This is a genomic window from Sporosarcina sp. Y1004 (assembly GCF_057669665.1).
On the sequence record NZ_JBYHFQ010000005.1, the window covers coordinates 1 to 18,602 of the forward strand.

Genomic DNA, 18,602 nt, shown 5'->3' on the forward strand with positions numbered 1-18,602 from the left:
CCTTCGGCAGAAAGGGCTTTGTTTTGTACAGCAAACTCACCCAATTGTACATAGCCTTATATGAAGTTCGTGTTCCTCAGACCGGAGGTTTGCCGCTCGCTTCCTTCAGATTCCATGTCACCATGGACACCCTTGCGTTAAGCTAACTGTTACTTCTGCCTTCACAGTTCGGGACTTGCACCCTATAGACTACGCCCATGCTGGGCACACTGTAAAAAGCCGGCCCTCAATGAGGACCGGCTTTTTATTATGCTTCTGTTATCGTTTTTTTCTGTATGCGTGCAATTATTCCAGTTATTAATATGACTATGAACACCGGTAGTAACCAGCCAAGTCCTTGACTATAGAAAGGAAGCACTTGTTCATAAAATGATACAATTGGCGCTAACCAGCCAAAATAATCTATTTCCAGTGAAGTACAAAGTGTTTTGAATCCATCAATTACACTAATCATAAATGCTACGACCGTAGCTGATACATACACCATACGTGAATGGTTGAATAATGGTGATAAGAACGTTAGGATCATTAATACGACTGCGAGTGGATACAAAAACATCAATACTGGAATTGAATACGTAATGATATTTGCCAATCCAAAATTCGCAATTACAAAACAGAATGTTGAGAAGAAAATTACGAATGCTTTGTAGCTGATTTTCGGTAGAATTGTATTGAAATATTCACCACATGCTGTGATCAATCCGATACTCGTGGTCAAACATGCGAGAATGATTACAACAGCGAGCATAACTAATCCAAATGTCCCTAAGTAATGAGAAGATGCGCCACTCAAGACTGGGCCACCTGTGTCTAGCAGACCAAATAATTCCGTGCTTGTCGCCCCTAAGTAAGCAATCCCCACATAGATAAGACCCAGAAATGCTGTCGCAATCGCTCCTGTTTTGGCTGTAGCTAGTAAAATATCACGCTTACTCGTCACACCCATCGCACGGATGGCGTTAATGACGATGATTCCGAAGACGAGTGAAGCGAGTGCGTCCATAGTATTATAGCCTTCCATTACTCCTTTTACTAATGCGCCACTTGTATAATCGCCTTGCGGGGGCTGAATTACACCCATTGGTTTTATAATAACCATGGCCAACAAAGCCATTAGCAGAACGATGAGTGCTGGTGAAAGGATTTTACCAACCCGATCAACAATTTTCGCGGGATTTAATGATAACCATAATGTTAGACCGAAGAATAACAAAGTAAAGATGATTGAACCAATCTGAATATAATCCTCGCTAATAAATGGAGCGATTCCGATATCAAATGCAACTGCACCAGTACGTGGAGCTGCGAAGAGCGGACCAATTGTTAAATAGAGAAGTGATGTGAAAATAATTGCATAAACTGGATGAATCCGACTTGCTAGTTGTTGTAGATTTTGGCTTCCTGAGAAGCCCATCGCTAGGATACCGAGAAATGGAAGCCCAACGCCAGTAATCAAAAACCCGATTACAGCCGGCCACATGTTCGTTCCAGCGTATTGTCCAAGCTGTGCTGGGAAAATAAGGTTCCCTGCTCCGAAAAATAGTGCGAATAGCATCAAGCCAATGGCAAGATACGATGAAAATGATAACTGCTTTTGCATAATTCTAGTTCCCCCTCGATGTTAGCGTCCATTTTATGTATGCAATATATTGCTAAAATAATAATACGCTTATTTCTTCCTAAATGCAATATATCACTTTAAGTTAATTAAAGATACCTGTTGTAGCTCATAACAGCAACAGGTATCTTTTTACAACTCTAAATATTCCCTTTTATCCTTAAAATCGTCATCAGTCTACCCTTTTCTGGAACCCTTATTCAACTTTAGTCCGAGATCTAAATTAACTCATGTAGCAATCTCGAAAATGCGCAACGCCCTGACAAATAACGATTTCGTCCGAAGCATTAATTACAATCCTGATTCCGTAGAAAGTTAACTTCACCTAAGCTACTCAATGGGTTACTTAATCAAAAACTTTGCTTGACTATGCCCTTCTTTCGACTTTTTCACTTCAAGAATCGCAGGGAATGCCGCTTTCAGTTCTTCAACGTGAGAAATGACACCAATCATGCGCCCTGACTTTTGCAGGTCAATTAGCGTATCAATCGCTTTGTTCAGTGACTCTTCATCAAGTGAACCGAATCCTTCATCAATGAACATCGTATCGATTGAAACCGATCCTTGGAAGCTTTGAATGACATCCGCCATACCTAATGCCAAGCAGAGAGATGCATTGAACTTTTCACCGCCTGACAGTGTCTTCACATCCCGCGTTTGCCCTGTATAAGCATCGTAAACGTCAAGACCTAGCCCACTTTGCCTGCCTCTCACTTCCTGCCTATCACTTCTGATTAAGGCAAATTGGCCATTCGACATTTCTTTCAACCGTTCATTCGCAGATTGAATGATTCGTTCCAAGTATTCAATTTGAATATAGCGTTCGAATGATAGCTTCAATCCGTTCTGTCCTCTAACAACATCGTAAAGGTCAGTAATTTTTCCGTATATCCGCTCAAGTTCAATCACTTTTGCAGACGATTCCACAAGTTTCGCTTTCAAACCAAATGCAATCTTTTCATATTCCGATGATGCATTGTAATCAGTAAGGGCTGATTCATAACCATTTTTTAATTCAGTCACTTTTATTTCCAGGGTAGCTAGATCCGTCATTTCTTTTCCTTCGAGCATCAATCGTAACTCAGCTACAGTTTCGCGCAAAGTATGAAGCCGCTGTTTAAACTCCACAACTTGTTCCTTCAATGAATTACGGTCTGCTTCAGTCATTTTTGACTCACGATAAGCCTGTTCAGTCGGAAACGCCGATTTCTGTAATACTTCTTTGAATCTATTTTCGGCATGGTTTCTCTTCTCTTCTATTTCCTCTAAAGATTTTACTGCATGAATTTCAGAGGATTTTGCCGTTGTCAGTTGTTGTATTGCTTCTTCACGTACTTTCTGCACCGTTTCCCAAGCACGGTCCAACTCCGATTTACTCTTTTCTGTTTCGAGAATTCGCTGCTGTAAAAGAGAATGGATGCGGACGTCTTCCGGGATTGTCTGTACTGTCGATTGCAAAACGGCTAATTGAGTATTGTAAGAAGATTGCTGTTGAAACAATGTAAGTTCCATCTCAGATTTAGTTGTCACGAATCGCGTGGCAATTATTTCTTGCTTTTTTGCTTTCTCTTTTAGTTCAACCAGTAGTTTCCTTTCATTACGAAGAACAGCTACTTCTCTTTCTAAATTTACTTTGGACTCATGCAGATTATTTTCATCTACTTCTATTGTAAGCCGTTTCATTTCCAATTCTATGCCATTTCTCTGTTCGACCGCATTTTGATAGGTGATTGTCGTATTTCGGAATTGCCCCTCGACTTCTGTTAACCGAGCTTTTTCCGACTCAAGCTGTTCCCTTGATACGACCACTTCAATTGTTTTATGCGATTTGACGGGATGATGTTCGCTTCCACACACCGGGCACGATTCCCCGTCTATAAGTGACTCTGCCAACATCGCTGCCTGGTTATCCAACCACAGTTGTTCCACTGCATCATATTCCGATTTACACGTCTTATAATTCGTTTCTTGGACGCTCTTTTCTTTTTCCAATACATTCACCCGATTTTGCATGGCGATGAATTCATCCAGCACTTTACATTTTTCATTCACTTCATTTAGTTGATCAATACGTTCATCATACATAACAAGCCTTTTTTCAAAGTTATCGATTTCTAGTTTCAAACTGTCAAGCTTACCATTTTCTTCTTCTGTTTTCCCAACCAATGCAGCGAGCTCTTTTTCTAAACGAATGTTTTCTTTTTTCAGTACATCTAAAGCCTCTTCTTTAGCCGCTAAACTTGCAACTGCCGGAAGATAGTCATTTAATCGAGTCAAGTTTTCAGCCAGTTTTTCACGTTGCACTTTTCTTCCTTCTTCAACATGAAATTGGTGTTTAGCATCTTCCATCTTTTCTGCTGCAACCTGCACTGCTTGCTTGGCTATCTTAAATTCATTTGATTTGGTTACAGCTTCCGCTTTCAATGAGAGAAACTGCATCTCGATTTCACCAATGGAAACAGCCCGTTCCGCATTGACTATCTGGTGCTCTTTACGCTCCATAATTGGCAATTGTTCTATTAACCCATTTAAATTCGACTCTTTTTGCTGCAGTTCAACGAAGCGTTCATTCATGCTTTTCGCAGCGTGATACATTTCTTGCATTTTTGTATGCTTCAAATAGGCGTCATCATAGCTTTTTTTAACGATAACTGTATTTTCTTGATAAAATGTGAGTTCCTCTTCCAATCCTAGTACGACTTGGTTCACGTTATAATATTCATTTGCCAAGACAGTAAAAACTGAGGATTCCCGTTCCGGCAGTAAGGATGTTATTTGACCAATATGCCCTTCGCTTAATTGCATTTCTTTGGTAAGCGTCGCCTGTGCACCGTCTTTCTGCCCTTTCAACTGCTCCACAATTTCACGGTACTGATCCGTCTTGAATATTTTACGCATAATTGTTTCTTTGTTTTCTGTATCAGATGTCAGAAATTTCCGGAACTCTCCTTGAGGCAACATAACAATCTGACTGAATTGCGCCTGTGTGAAACCAATCAGTTCTTCCGCCTTTTTGTTGATTTCAGAAACGATTTGCCTATCGACCAGCGGTACTTCCCCGTTTACCGTAAGTTCATAAAACTCGCTGCGCGCAGCCGTTTCGGACTTGTTTCCTTTTTTCAGATAAGGGATTTGACGCATGATACGGTACTTCTTGTTATGTATCTCAAATGTCAGCTCGACGGCTGTCTGGACTGTATCGTCAGCAAAGTCGCTTCGCATCGCCCGGATATCCGTCCGGTCTTCTCCACTCGCCTGGCCGTACAATGCAAAACAAATTCCATCGAATATCGTCGTTTTCCCAGCCCCGGTCGCACCTGAAATGACGAATAGCCGATTGTCTTTCAATTCCCTAAAATCGACTGTTTCCGTCCCTTTATACGGACCGAACGCTGTCATCGTCAATTGAATAGGTCTCAAAGTCCCGTCCCCTCCTTCTGCATAACTTCATGGAGAACTTGCGCAAACAATTCTTCCGTTTCCGCATCTGCCGCCTCGCCTTTCATTTCTTCGTAAAATGCTTTAAATAATGTTAAATCATCGTGTTTACCATGTTCCGTCCTCTGTTGTTCGTCCACTCTATTCGCAGTCAGCTTGACCATTTTACGCTCAACATGCATCGCATTCGGATAGACCGAACGAACTTTTTCCATTGGAAATAAAACCGGCGTTTCATCCAGCAATTTCACGAAAACATAATCCTCACTTATAGGATGCAATAAGATATCTTCCATCGTACCTTCGACCGTCCGCATATCATGTTCCGGTTTCAACTCACGTTTTTCAATAATGGTGTGTCCATCAGCGTCCATATCGACAATGAAAAAACCTTTTTTATGATGTTCTTCTGAAATCGAATATTTCATCGGCGAACCTGCAAAACGGACTGACTCATTCAATACATAATGCGCCTGATGCAAATGACCAAGTGCCGTGTAATGGAACGGTTCAAAAAGATGTGCCGATACGTATTCCGCACCGCCAATCGCGAGTGGCCGTTCCGAATCACTTGTGTTGTCTTCGCTTTCTCCATGAGGTGTTACAAACGCATGTCCAACAAAAACGTGTCGCGCACTATTTGACATCTGGGAGCGAATCCCTTCTATCACTTTTTTCATCGCGTCATTATGATTCGCAATCGTTTCATCTCCATGTATATGTTTCACGACGGAAGGATCTGCAAATGGAACCAGGTGAAAATGGACTTCGCCGAATTCATCCGTCAAAACGACCGGCTCAATAACTTTCGTCAGTTGACCGGCTATATGATAACCGTTTGCTCGCATCAATCCGCTGCCAAAATGGAGACGCCCAGGACTATCATGGTTACCGCTAATAGCGAGGACCGGCGTCCCTAGTTCTATGGTGATTCGTTCGAGCACTTCATCGAGCAACGCAATGGCTTCTGTTGGCGGTACTGCCCGGTCATACAAATCCCCTGCGATGACGACCGCATCGGGCTTCTCCTCTATGATTGCCTCTATAAATTGGTCAAGAACATACCGTTGTCCGTCTGTCATGTAAATGCCTTGAACAAGCTTACCTAAATGCCAGTCTGCAGTATGGAAAAACTTCACTGTCATTTCCCCTTTCAATGATCTTTTCTACTACTTTACAGGACAAACCGAGAAAAATGAAACATGCATTCCTTTTTTCAATTCCAAAATTAAGGTTGACCTCCCAATTTTTCTATGCTTATATTAGAGATGAATCCAATTTCATAAGATCCACCGCTAGGGGTGCTCTAACAGAGCTGAGAGAGGCATGTGTCTTGACCCTTATAACTTGAACTGGTTAATACCAGCGTAAGGAAGAGGTGCTGACACAATATTTCTGCCAGTCTGTTTTTGCAGATACAATTGACAGTCTACAACCCACTTCTTTTTCAAGGAGTGGGTTTTTTGGTTGGCTATCAATTTTAGGGAGTGTTGGAGAGATGAAGTTTACTGACCGCTTACTGGAAAAAATAACACCAATTTGGAGACAGAATCACAGCCATCCGTTCGTTCAAGGGATTGGCAATGGTACCCTAGACCCCGATAAATTTAGATTCTACATGGTACAAGATTATTTATATTTGATTGATTATGCAAAAGTTTTTGCAATTGGTGCTGTAAAAGCCGACGACTTGGAAACAATGGGCAAGTTCGCTACGCTACTTGATGGCACACTGAATACAGAAATGGCACTACATCGTAGTTATGCGCTCCGGTTCGGTATTTCTGAACATGAACTAGAAAATGCAAAGCCCTCTCCTATCGTGCTTGCCTATACGCACTACATGTTACATGTCAGCCAAAACGGTACTGTCGCCGAAGTTATGGCTGCACTTCTTCCATGCGCGTGGAGTTACTGGGAAATAGGTAAAGAGCTAAATGCGATTCCAGGTGCAGCTGAACATCCGTTATACGGTGATTGGATACGCATGTATTCGTCCGAAGATTTCGGCGACCTCGCAATCTGGTGTATCGATTTGATGAATAAATCTGCAGAAGGAAAACCTGAACATGAACTATTAAAGCTCGAAGAAATCTTCCTTAATACAACTCGCTATGAATATATGTTTTGGGATATGGCCAATACGAAACAGATGTGGCCCGAGGTTGAAAACTCCAATGTTATCGTTTGACAATGTATCATTCGCTTATCATTCAAGCAACAACATACTGGAAAATCTATCATTTAATGTACTACCCGGTGAATTCATTTCAATAATCGGGGTTAGTGGTTCCGGTAAAAGTACCATCTTCCGACTTGTAACAGGATTAGATGAACCTACTTCTGGCACCATTTCACTCGATGGGGTTCAAAACAACCGCCGCCTTGGTAGCGTCGGTTATATGCCGCAGCAGGATTTGCTTCTGCCTTGGCGCACGATTTTAGAAAATGCATGTCTCCCACTTGAACTAAAAGGGATGAAACAGCAGTCTGCAAGCAATCAGGTATTACCGTTATTAAAGGAGTTCGGTCTTGGCGGTACAGAAAAAAAATATCCGGCAGAACTTTCTGGCGGGATGAAACAGCGAGTCGCTTTTTTGCGCGCTGTCCTTTCCGGAAATTCCCTTCTCCTGCTGGATGAACCCTTTTCTGCATTAGATGCAATAACTAAGTTATCAATGCAAGAGTGGCTAATTGATCAATGGAAGATACATCAATCTACTGTGTTATTCATTACACATGACGTTGAAGAAGCGCTATTTTTATCAGACCGTATTTTCCTGTTAAGAAATGAGCCGGTGACTTCATTCGAAGAAATCAGAGTTCCACTTGAAAGGCCTAGAACAAGAAGTGATTTACATCGAACGGATTTGCTTGAGCTAAAGGAACAATTGCTAAATACGCTACGTAGGGAGGTAATGCAATGAAAAACATTACCCCCCTTCTGATCATTGCATTATTCGGTAGCATCTGGGAGCTAGGTGCAAGACTTTACGATAAACCATTCATCTTGCCTTCTCCTATTCAAATTTTAATCCGTTTTTGGGAGCTAAAAGAAATACTGTTGTTAAAGCACTTACCGATGACTTTGCTAACAATTATCATCGGACTAGCCATTTCAATTATTTCAGGAGTTGCAATCGCCGTTTGGATGTCTTCCAGTCCCAGAGTTCGAAAAGCGCTCTATCCGATTTTAATAGCTTCACAAATGATTCCTATTATTGCACTTGCACCTATTTTTGTACTCTGGTTCGGATACACAATTTGGAGTAAAGTCGCAGTTACAGTACTCATCACCTTTTTCCCGATTACTGTAAATACATACGACGGGCTATCTTCTGGAAGTAAAGAAATGCGCGAGCTTTTTTTAACAATGGGCGCAAAAAAACAGGATATTTTCTTGAAATATTCTGTTCCCACTGCCCTACCCCACTTCTTTTCAGGATTGAAGATTGCCGTTACACTGAGTGTGATTGGCGCAGCAATCGGGGAATGGCTCGGGGCGCAGGCTGGTCTTGGATACTTTAGTCGCCGAATGATGACGCAGTTCGATGGTGCAGCTGTATTTGCACCTATTCTTGTACTGACCCTCGTTGGAATTACATTTTTCATGGGAATCACATTCATTGAAAATCGACTGTTAAAATGGAGGACTAAAAATTGAGGAAAATCATATTATCCCTATCATGCATCGCACTTATTTTACTGCTGAGCGCTTGTAATGCAGAAAAAGACAATAAAGTAAGCATCATGCTCGACTGGTATCCAAATGCAGTTCACAGTTTCTTGTATGTCGCACAGGAAAAAGGCTATTTTAAAGAAGAAGGAATTGAAGTTGATATTCAATTTCCTGCAAATCCAACAGATCCCATTAATCTTGCAGCCGCTAGTAAAGTAACTATGGGAATCACCTATCAACCGGATGTCATTATTGCAAAATCCGAGCAGAACATAGATGTTAAATCGGTCGGAGCCCTAGTCCGATCTCCGCTTAATCATGTCGCATTTTTAAAAGAAACCGGGATTAAAACACCTAAAGATTTAGAGGGGAAGACAATTGGTTATACAGGGATTCCACTGAACGAAGCCATTCTCCAAACAGTGATGGAAGCGGACGGAGCCGATTATAATAAAACGAAAATGGTAGATGTAGGATTTGAATTGAATTCATCACTCGTTTCGAAAAGTGCAGAAGCTGTAATTGGTGCATACATCAATCATGAAGTACCCCTGCTCGAATTTGAAGGTTACCCAACTGGGGTGATTGATCCTACAGATTACGGCGTACCCTCGTTTTATGAGCTTGTTGTCGTAACGAGTGATGATACATGGGAGAAAGATCAGAAGAACATTGAAGCATTTTGGCGAGCTTCCGCAAGAGCGTTTGATGATATTGAAAAAGATCCTGAAGCAGCACTATCGATTCTATTGAAAAATCAGGATACAGCCAATTTCCCACTCGTAGAAGAGGTTGAAAAAAAATCTCTGTCAATTCTACTGCCCAAAATGAAAGCTCCTCATACATTTGGGGAACAAGATGAAGAAACATGGAAAGTAACTGCCGAATGGATGAAGGAATATGGATTATTAAAGAAAGATGTAAATCTAGATGGTATTTTTATTAATCTAAAATGACAAAAGCGGTCTGAACTTTCCATTTGAAAGTTCAGGCCGCTTTGTAGTCTATTGGTCATTCAAACCATTAAAAATCATGTCCGTGTTCCATTTCAACATTTTTATATACGTATCCCCATCTTCACCTGGTTTCCCTAAGGAATCTGTAAATATTTTCCCTTTAATTGGCACATTAGTTTCGCGAGATACCATTTCCATGCTTCGGGGATCGACACTCGTTTCTAAAAATAAGCCCCGAGCATTTTCGCTTTTAATTGTAGAAATGATATTTGTCAGCTGTTCAGGAGTTCCTTCATGATGTGAATTGATTTCCCAAATGTAAGCCGCACTAAAATCATACGCATCTGAGAAATACTTGAACGCACCTTCGCTAGTTACGAGTATACGGTGTTCTTTAGGAATTTCATTCATTTTTTGTATAATCTCTTCATGAAGGGCTTGAAGTTCAGCACTATAAGCATCCGCATTAGCATCATACTTAGCCGCATTATCTGGGTCTAATTTCTTCAATGCGTCACGGACATTCTCTGTGTACTTTATGCCATTTCGTACATCGAGCCAAGCATGGGGATCTTCTTCCCCTTTATGGTCCTCCGAATTGAGGAGCATCGGCTTAACTCCTTCACTTACACGATATACTGGCGCATCAACGCCCGACTTCCCGGCCGTTTCCATCAATTTCGTAAACCATGCATTTCCTTCTTCTAAATTTAGCCCATTATAAAAAACAACATCCGCATCTGTCGTCAAAACGACATCTTCCGGAAGTGGATCGTATTGGTGTGGGTCTGATCCAATCGGTGCCAGACTTCGAACATCAACCAAGTCTCCTCCGACATTTTTTACAATATCGTAGATAATTGAATACGTTGCAACAACCTGCAGTTTTTCACCCTTCTCTTTTGGAGCAGACGTACCTTGGCCACATGCCGACAAAAAGACTCCTACAACAATCATCGCAACCAGCATAATATTTTTTTTCATAAAAAAACTTTCCCCCTATTTTGAATTTGCATTTAAGAAACGGCTGATTTTTGTTTATTTGTTCGAATAGCCCGCCACAATAGTCCTTGTTTCGGTGATAATATAAACGCTGTAAAAAATAATGCAGTTGCGACGAGTACAATCGTTGCGCCAGAAGCGAGATTGTACGTAAAACTCAAATACAAACCGATGACCGCTGAAATCGTTCCACATATTGCTGATAAGAAGATCATTGAAGATAGTCGGTCAGTCAATAAATAAGCTGTAGAAGCAGGTGTAATGAGCATCGCAACTACTAAAATGATGCCTACTGTTTGTAACGATGCAACAGTGACAAGTGTTAGCAAAACCATTAAAAAGTAATGAATCATTTTAGTCGGAAGTCCATATGCCTGAGACATAATCGGGTCAAACGAGCTGACAAGCAATTCTTTATAAAATAAAAACACACTTAACAAAACGAAAATACCAACAACAAGTGTCATCCACATATCAGAAGGTCTAACCGCCAACACATTCCCAAAGAGGATATGATACAAATCCGTGCTGCTCTTTAGAAAAGTGATTAGAATAATCCCAGCTGCAAATGCTGCTGTAAACATGATGCCTATTGCTGAATCATTTTTGATACGGCTATTCTGGTTGATGAAACCGATACCTACAGCCGTTAAAATACCTGTTATTACTGCCCCGATAAAGAAATTGATGCCCAGCATAAAGGAAATTGCGACACCAGGTAATACAGCATGAGATATCGCATCCCCCATGAGGGCCATTCCTCTTAAAATGATAAAACAACCAATGACGCCACTAATGATACCAACCATCACAGATGTAATAAGCGCTTTTTGTAGAAAACCATATTGCATGATAGCTTCTAAGAAATGAATCATTTCGCCATCACCTCATCTAAAAATGATAATTGTCCGCCGTACGCTTTTGAAATCATTTTAGGCGTGAACACCTCTTTGACACTGCCCTTCGCAATTAATTCCTTGTTTAATAACAGCAGTTCATCAAAATACTTTTCCGCTTTATTCAAATCATGGTGAACAACAATGATCGTTTTCCCTTCATCTCGTAACTCTTTTAAAATCTTCACAATCATCTCTTCACTCGTAGCATCAATCCCTACAAATGGTTCATCGAGTAAAAACAAATCCGCCTGCTGAGCAAGTGCTCTGGCCAAGAAAACACGCTGCTGTTGGCCACCAGATAACTCTCCAATTTGCCGATTCTGAAACTCTTTCATATCTACCTTCTCAAGACATTTCAGAGCCAATTCTCTCTCTTTCCGACCGGGTCTTTTCAATAGTCCAACTCTCGGATACGTACCAATTAGAACTGTATCTTTTACAGTAATAGGGAAATCCCAATCGATTGTACTGCGTTGCGGTACGTATGCAATTCGTTTACGTACGTCTTTCAACGTGGAGCCAAGGATTGTAATATCACCTTTATCTTTTGAAATCAAATTTAGTAATACTTTAAGCAAAGTGGACTTCCCTGCTCCATTCGGTCCAATGATCCCAACTGATTTCCCCTCAGTTATCCTAAATCCAATATCATGTAACACTTCTTTTCCGAAATACGACACATGCAAATTCGAAACTACTATTGCATCTTTCATATTTACACACCTCCATATATCTATATATATATGCAAAAGTTTCCTTAAGGCAACTTTTATAGTAAATTTTTTTGCCCTAGGGAAACTTTATGATTAAAAAAATGAATCTCACTTTTGTTTCCCTAAGGAAACTTATTATCTTCATAATAAGTTATAACAGATTAAATGTAAAGTATTAGTTTTGCAATTTTTCACATGTAGTAAAGTCTTATATATCTTCCAATAAAATAATTTCACCAGTTACTGCATCTACCGCTTCTGCAGCATCAAGCAATCCGCATAGGATATACTTACCTGTGATTTCGTCATAGACATATGTAGGGTCAAGCGTAATGTAAGAAATCATTTTCTCGAAAGCTTCAACATGTGTCACTACAGTTTCTTCAGCAGGTGAAAATGCATCAAAAATTTCGGCCATCGACCCGTTATCAAAATAATTTAGCACCGCCATCGTTTCAGGGTTCATGAATACTACTACTTTTCGATTGAAAGGCGTTGAATCTATTTCTTTGATTTTACAGTGTGCTTCGATGAATTTTTCTTGACGCTGAAGCTTGGATAGCGTCCATTTTCCAGAGTCATTAGGATATTCTGTCCGTAAGACATCACGAACGATGCTTTTACTCTGTTCAATTTGTTCTTCTGACATCGTCAGTTTTTCTTTACTATCGACGTTGCCGAATGCATCTTCTACGCTTGCTTCAGAAAAAAATGTGATTTCTTCACGATTGATAGGCTCTTCCAACGGCTTGTCCCATTCAATTATTTCTTCTATTTTCATTTCAGAACGTTCATGTTCCATAAACGGGATTACCCGCTCTCCATCCACCGTTACATATACTTCTTCCATTGCATAGACAGGAATAAACCGTTTCTCCGATTCAGATGGAAATTTTACGAGTTGAAGCTGTTTTTTTACGATGGGTTCAATTTCTTCAAGTGTCAACGTGAATTTTGTTTGCTCAACGAGCTCATGGGAAGGCGGTGTTCCGTACCACTGATACGAAGTCAGCTTTCCTGCATTATCAAAATCAACTTCAATCATACAATTCGGAGAAATATAGATTCCTTCGATATCTGATTTAAATTGAAAACCATTTGCAGTCGCTTGCGTTAATTTGAAATCTCGTTTGTAAAGCAGTTCAGTTTCTTTTTCAAGCCACACGGTTACTTCCTCCACGCTTTGATTGGGAAAGTGAGTTTTTGTGGAAAATGATTTACCTTGCACGAATAACACAGAACTAAAGCATTGCTTTTGAATTGCATATTCAACAATCGCTGTGCCCTCAGGATTATAATCTTCTTCGATTGGCTCATTTAACGCTTTAGGAAACCACTCCATATTGAACGAATAATATGCATTCCCGGAAGTGTCCCTTTCTTTACGGATCGAATGTCTTTCCAAGTTGTACGCATCTAAACCAAAAATTTCTTGCGCTTCATCGACAATCTTTTGTAATCTCTTGTCCATGTCTCCACCCTTTTCCTATGTATGTAGTCAAAAAGAAGAGCTGATTGCACATGGCAGTCAGCTCAGTAGTTGCTTAGAAGTTCATGAAATCACATATATTGAATAAATGTGATTTCATTCCTAGGCGCTTCCGCTTTTGATTACTCAAAAAATACTTTATCAACGTTATATTTCGCGCGTTGTGTATTAATGATATACGTTTCATAAATTTCACGGTCCATCGGTTCTTCGACAACGATAATTGAAATCTTATTCACTTCATTGCGGTGGTCTTTAATTGGTGAGACAGCATCTTCAAAGTGCTTTTTCACGCGCTGACGAAGTTTGCGGGCTTTTCCTGCAAATAACAATTCATCTTTGTTGTTATAAAACAAGATGATTCCGCCTTTATCACGCGGTATTTCATGTAAATCAATAAATCCATAAACTGGTTTGATTGGCGCAGCATCCGGACCCATTTCTTGTTTGCGTTGTACAATCGTTACATCAGGATTTGGTATTGTAATTGTGATCAATTAAACGTCACGTCCTCTTCTTTTATGAACTTAAATTCTACCATAAAACTGCTTAGAAAGCGAAGAATGGCTAAGTAGTCACTGATTTAGGAACTGTGTTATTTTATTTACTAGCTCCTCTGTTAAGTCACTTTCCCGCAAATTTGAAATCATACCGAAAATGACGGGTTTTCGAATATTGTTATTTAAAAGTTCTGCTCCAATTACATCTAAACTTATATAAATCCCGTCATCCTTATCTTCAATTTTCTCTTTAATCATGTCAATATCTTTAACTATTTCCTCAAGCTTAATCGAACACACAACTCCGCCAGTACTTATTAACTGTTCTTTCTTTAACAAAGGTTGTGTTAACCCATTAACAATGGAATCCGACCGTTCAACGATGTAGTTTGCCAATTCTGGATAATTCAGCATTTTTAAATTGAACACAACAATTTCCGCATAACCATGGATAATACCATTCAACATGACAACGAGATCAGGCAAATGCACACGAATATCTTCACCATACACTCCTAATAGAAGTGTTTCTAACATCTCATATGCTTTTCCACGTAATTTATTCATGAGGCGAAGCATTTCTTCATTAATAGGACTGGTTTTTTCCTTCATCTGCATTAGAATAAAATCCGAATAACGGGCTATTTCTTCAAATTGAATAATGAAAAATTGTTCATAACGACCTCTTGGTGTGATTTCCATTTGATAGATACCACTCATTCGGTCAAGTAACTTTGTACTAAAGTATTCAAATATCGAAAAAAAAAGACTCTCTTTAGATTTAAATGAGAGATAAAAAGAACCTTTTGAAATTCCACATGCATCTGTAATCTCTTGAACCGACGTTGCCTCAAAACCATGTTTCGCAAAAAGCTCCGATGCTTTTTCGATAATCAATAACTTTTTATCTGACAAATTAAAACCCCCACGTCTAATATTGTTTCACTTGACTCATGACTGACCGGTCAGTTATTATGAAAAGGCATAGTTTTACTAATTATATCCAATGATAAACCATAATGACTAGTAGGTCAAAGCAAAAATTTCAATGGAGGTACATATGAATTCAATTATTAATTTTGTAATGAAGAACAAATTAGCTGTATGGCTTGTCACACTTATTATAACTGCTGCCGGTATTTATTCCGGTTCGAAAATGAATTTGGAAACAATACCAGATATTACAATTCCTATCGTTAGTGTAACAACGGTTTACCCAGGTGCCACACCTGACCAAGTGGTGAATGAACTATCAGAACCACTTGAAAAAGCATTAAATAGCTTAAACGGAGTTACATCGGTTAGCTCCACATCATACCAAAATGCTTCCTCTCTACAAATTGAATATTCGTTTGGGACTGACATGAAGCAAGCGGAAGATGACGTAAACGAAGCTCTTTCTAAAATCACATTGCCGGAAAACGCGATGGATCCAACTGTAGGAAGAATCAGCATCAATGCATTTCCGATTCTAGCCCTTAGTGTTTCTGACAGCAATGTTGACCTAGAAGCGTTAACTGTAAAAGTTCAAGATTCTTTGGTACCTGACCTCGAAGGAATTAGCGGCGTTTCAAGTGTTGCAGTTTCCGGGCAACAAATTGAAGAAGTCATTCTGACATTCGATCAAGAAAAACTAGCCGCAAACAACTTGGATGAAGATACTGTGAAACAAATTGTAAAAGGCTCTGATGTGACGATGCCGCTTGGTTTGTTCCAATTTGATGGAGAAGAGCAATCGGTAGTCATTGATGGTAATATCGCGACTGTTGAAGATTTGGAGAACATACTGATTCCAGTAATGCCAGCTAGTACTCCAAGCGCTGCAATACAACCCGAAGCATCACCTACACCCTCTGTCGGCACGAATCCTACAACTGCACAACTGCCTTCAATTAAACTGGGTGAGATCGCAACGATTGAACATATCGGAAAAGCCGAATCCATTTCAAGAATGAATGGTAAAGAAGCGATCGCTGTTCAAGTTGTAAAATCTCAAAATGCCAATACATTAGTGGTGGTCGATGAAGTAAAAGACCTCATGAAAGATTTTGAAAAAGAGAACGATGGCGTCAAAATTTCAACAACACTTGATCAAGGTGAACCCATTCAACAATCCGTTGATACAATGATTAGTAAAGCATTGTTCGGTGCAATCTTTGCGGTAATTATTATTATGTTGTTCCTACGTAACTTTAAATCGACACTAATTTCAATTGTGTCTATTCCAATGTCTCTTCTAATTGCAATCATATTCTTGAATCAGATGGGTATTACATTGAATATGATGACACTTGGTGCAATGACTGTTGCAATTGCGCGTGTTATCGATGACTCCATTGTAGTTGTAGAAAATATATTTAGACGTATGTCTCTTCCAACAGAAAAGTTAAAAGGTAAAGAACTTGTACGAGAAGCGACAAAAGAAATGTTTAAACCAATCATGTCGTCCACACTCGTTACGATTGCAGTCTTCTTGCCAATCGCTTTAGTTAGCGGCATGATTGGCGAATTGTTCATGCCTTTCGCTTTGACTATCGTATTTGCACTGCTTGCTTCATTAATTGTAGCGATTACAATCGTGCCAATGCTTGCACATTCATTATTCAAAAAACAGCTTTACTCGACTACGAGTAGCCACAAAGAAAAACCGAGTAAAATGGCCGCTTCTTATAGAAAGATATTAAATTGGACATTAAATCATAAACTGATTACTTCTCTCGTTTCAATCGCACTTTTGGTTGGTAGCTTATTCCTTGCTCCTGTTATCGGTGTGAGTTTCCTTCCAGATGAAGAACAGAAAACAATGTATATTACGTTTACCCCAGAACCTGGCGAAACGCTTGAAACTGTAAACAATTATGTTGAATCAGCGGAAGAGTATCTATTGGATTTGAAAGATGTTAACGTCGTTCAAGCTTCCGTCGGCGGAGAAAATCCGATGGCGCCTGGCGCTTCAAACGGGGCTCTCCTGTTTGTGACGTTCGATAATGATACGGCTGATTTTACGAAGGTGAAAGAAACAACAATCTTAGAACTCCAAAAACGCGCAACTAAAGGTGAATGGAAATCACAGGACTTTTCAACAAGCGGTTCCAGTAATGCAGTGAGTTATTACGTTTACGGAAATAACTTAAAAGAAATTGAACCTGTTGTTGAAGACATCGAAAAGATTATGAATGATAACAATGACTTAAAGAATGTCAAAACAAGTTTAACTAGAAAATATAAAGAATATACACTCGTTGCCAATCAAGAAAAGTTAACACAGTATGGTTTAACTGCTGCACAAGTCGGAATGGTCCTCTATCCGAACAACCAGCAAGAAGTGTTGACTAAAATTGAAGATGGTAATAATACAATCGAAGTATTAATCAATGAAGATAAGAAAGAACATAAAACAATCACTGAATTACTTGAAGAAAAAGTACAGTCACCACTTGGTATGGAAATCGCCATTTCTGAATTAGTTGACTTACAAGAAGGCACAACTTCCGATACAATTTCCCGTAAAGATGGTAAATTATTTGCGAGTGTTTCAGCGGAAATAACAACAAAAGATGTTGCAAAAGCGTCTACAGCTATCCAGGAAAAAGTAGACAATCTCGATATCCCTTCAAATATAGAAGTTAATACGGCAGGCGTAACAGAAGATATCGCAGAGGCGTTTACTCAGCTTGGGCTTGCAATGCTTGCTGCCATTGCTATCGTGTATTTGATCCTGGTCGTAACTTTTGGCGGCGGACTTGCACCATTAGCAATCTTATTCTCTCTTCCCTTCACAGTAATTGGAGCGTTGGTTGGTTTATGGATTGCTGGTGAAACAATCAGTGTTTCGGCAATGATTGGGATGCTAATGCTAATCGGTATTGTCGTAACAAATGCGATTGTTTTAATTGACCGCGTCATAAATAAAGAAAATGAAGGAATGGCAACTAGAGACGCCATTTTGGAAGCGGGCACTACAAGACTGCGTCCAATTCTAATGACAGCACTCGCTACAATAGTTGCATTGATTCCTCTAGCTATCGGTGGAGAAGGTAGCGGACTCATTTCCAAAGGACTTGGTGTTACTGTTATCGGTGGCCTAACAAGCTCGACATTGCTTACACTAATTTTTGTTCCAATTGTTTATGAGTTTTTAGGGAAGTTCCGCAAGAAAAACAAGAAAATAGTATAACTTAGAAAATACCAGTCCATCCAGTGACTGGTTTTTTCTTGGTATCTCATTAACCTCGAATCATTTGACTTTTCATTCGAAACCATGTAAATTATTCATTAATATGAATAGGCGATGAAGAGAAAAGT

At 39.7% G+C, this 18,602-nt stretch carries 14 protein-coding genes and 1 riboswitch; of the genes, 5 read left to right on the forward strand and 9 right to left on the reverse strand.

The window, feature by feature from the left end; translation table 11 throughout:
• Positions 1 to 247: 247 nt before the first annotated feature.
• From brnQ to AC25Y6_RS04935, 3 genes are all read right to left on the reverse strand, one after another.
• Positions 248 to 1,603 carry a branched-chain amino acid transport system II carrier protein gene (brnQ, locus tag AC25Y6_RS04925; RefSeq protein ID WP_482105079.1) on the reverse strand — a complete coding sequence of 452 codons (1,356 nt, stop codon included), beginning with the start codon at positions 1,601 to 1,603 and terminating at the stop codon, positions 248 to 250.
• Positions 1,604 to 1,963: 360 nt separating this feature from the next.
• Positions 1,964 to 5,041, reverse strand: a complete 3,078-nt coding sequence (locus AC25Y6_RS04930; protein ID WP_488142221.1) for an AAA family ATPase — start codon at positions 5,039 to 5,041, stop codon at positions 1,964 to 1,966.
• A complete protein-coding gene (locus AC25Y6_RS04935) occupies positions 5,038 to 6,198 on the reverse strand; it encodes an exonuclease SbcCD subunit D (protein ID WP_482105081.1) in 1,161 nt (386 codons plus the stop codon). Before AC25Y6_RS04935 ends, AC25Y6_RS04930 begins: the two co-directional genes overlap by 4 nt.
• A 148-nt stretch (positions 6,199 to 6,346) precedes the next feature.
• Positions 6,347 to 6,450, forward strand: a riboswitch (TPP riboswitch).
• Positions 6,451 to 6,557: 107 nt separating this feature from the next.
• On the opposite strand from AC25Y6_RS04935, the gene tenA reads away from it, so the two are divergent.
• The 4 genes from tenA to AC25Y6_RS04955 are packed head-to-tail and all read left to right on the forward strand — an operon-like array spanning position 6,558 to position 9,694.
• Positions 6,558 to 7,250 (forward strand): thiaminase II, encoded by a 693-nt coding sequence (gene tenA / locus AC25Y6_RS04940; RefSeq protein ID WP_482105082.1) that lies wholly within the window; start codon positions 6,558 to 6,560, stop codon positions 7,248 to 7,250.
• The gene (locus tag AC25Y6_RS04945) at positions 7,237 to 7,986 is read left to right on the forward strand and encodes an ABC transporter ATP-binding protein (RefSeq protein WP_482099860.1); all 750 of its coding nucleotides are present in this window, start codon (positions 7,237 to 7,239) and stop codon (positions 7,984 to 7,986) included. Before tenA ends, AC25Y6_RS04945 begins: the two co-directional genes overlap by 14 nt.
• A complete protein-coding gene (locus AC25Y6_RS04950) occupies positions 7,983 to 8,723 on the forward strand; it encodes an ABC transporter permease (RefSeq protein ID WP_482105084.1) in 741 nt (246 codons plus the stop codon). Before AC25Y6_RS04945 ends, AC25Y6_RS04950 begins: the two co-directional genes overlap by 4 nt.
• The gene (locus tag AC25Y6_RS04955) at positions 8,720 to 9,694 is read left to right on the forward strand and encodes an ABC transporter substrate-binding protein (RefSeq protein WP_488142222.1); all 975 of its coding nucleotides are present in this window, start codon (positions 8,720 to 8,722) and stop codon (positions 9,692 to 9,694) included. The genes AC25Y6_RS04950 and AC25Y6_RS04955 overlap by 4 nt, the downstream gene beginning before the upstream one ends.
• A 48-nt stretch (positions 9,695 to 9,742) precedes the next feature.
• Here AC25Y6_RS04955 and AC25Y6_RS04960 read toward each other — a convergent pair whose 3' ends face one another.
• From AC25Y6_RS04960 to AC25Y6_RS04985, 6 genes are all read right to left on the reverse strand, one after another.
• On the reverse strand, positions 9,743 to 10,678 hold the full coding sequence (locus AC25Y6_RS04960) for a metal ABC transporter substrate-binding protein (RefSeq protein ID WP_482105086.1): 936 nt from the start codon (positions 10,676 to 10,678) through the stop codon (positions 9,743 to 9,745).
• Between the two features lie 32 nt (positions 10,679 to 10,710).
• The gene (locus tag AC25Y6_RS04965) at positions 10,711 to 11,571 is read right to left on the reverse strand and encodes a metal ABC transporter permease (protein WP_488142223.1); all 861 of its coding nucleotides are present in this window, start codon (positions 11,569 to 11,571) and stop codon (positions 10,711 to 10,713) included.
• Positions 11,568 to 12,308 (reverse strand): metal ABC transporter ATP-binding protein, encoded by a 741-nt coding sequence (locus AC25Y6_RS04970; protein WP_488142224.1) that lies wholly within the window; start codon positions 12,306 to 12,308, stop codon positions 11,568 to 11,570. The genes AC25Y6_RS04965 and AC25Y6_RS04970 overlap by 4 nt, the downstream gene beginning before the upstream one ends.
• A 208-nt stretch (positions 12,309 to 12,516) precedes the next feature.
• On the reverse strand, positions 12,517 to 13,779 hold the full coding sequence (locus AC25Y6_RS04975) for a hypothetical protein (protein WP_488142225.1): 1,263 nt from the start codon (positions 13,777 to 13,779) through the stop codon (positions 12,517 to 12,519).
• Positions 13,780 to 13,919: 140 nt separating this feature from the next.
• Positions 13,920 to 14,294, reverse strand: coding sequence for a nucleotide excision repair endonuclease (locus AC25Y6_RS04980; RefSeq protein WP_482099867.1), 375 nt, complete (start codon positions 14,292 to 14,294; stop codon positions 13,920 to 13,922).
• A 78-nt stretch (positions 14,295 to 14,372) separates the two neighbouring features.
• Positions 14,373 to 15,212 carry a TetR/AcrR family transcriptional regulator gene (locus tag AC25Y6_RS04985; protein WP_482105090.1) on the reverse strand — a complete coding sequence of 280 codons (840 nt, stop codon included), beginning with the start codon at positions 15,210 to 15,212 and terminating at the stop codon, positions 14,373 to 14,375.
• Between the two features lie 145 nt (positions 15,213 to 15,357).
• Between AC25Y6_RS04985 and AC25Y6_RS04990 the strand changes: the two genes are divergently transcribed.
• A complete protein-coding gene (locus tag AC25Y6_RS04990; protein ID WP_488142226.1) occupies positions 15,358 to 18,474 on the forward strand; it encodes an efflux RND transporter permease subunit in 3,117 nt (1,038 codons plus the stop codon).
• The last annotated feature ends 128 nt before the right edge of the window (positions 18,475 to 18,602 follow it).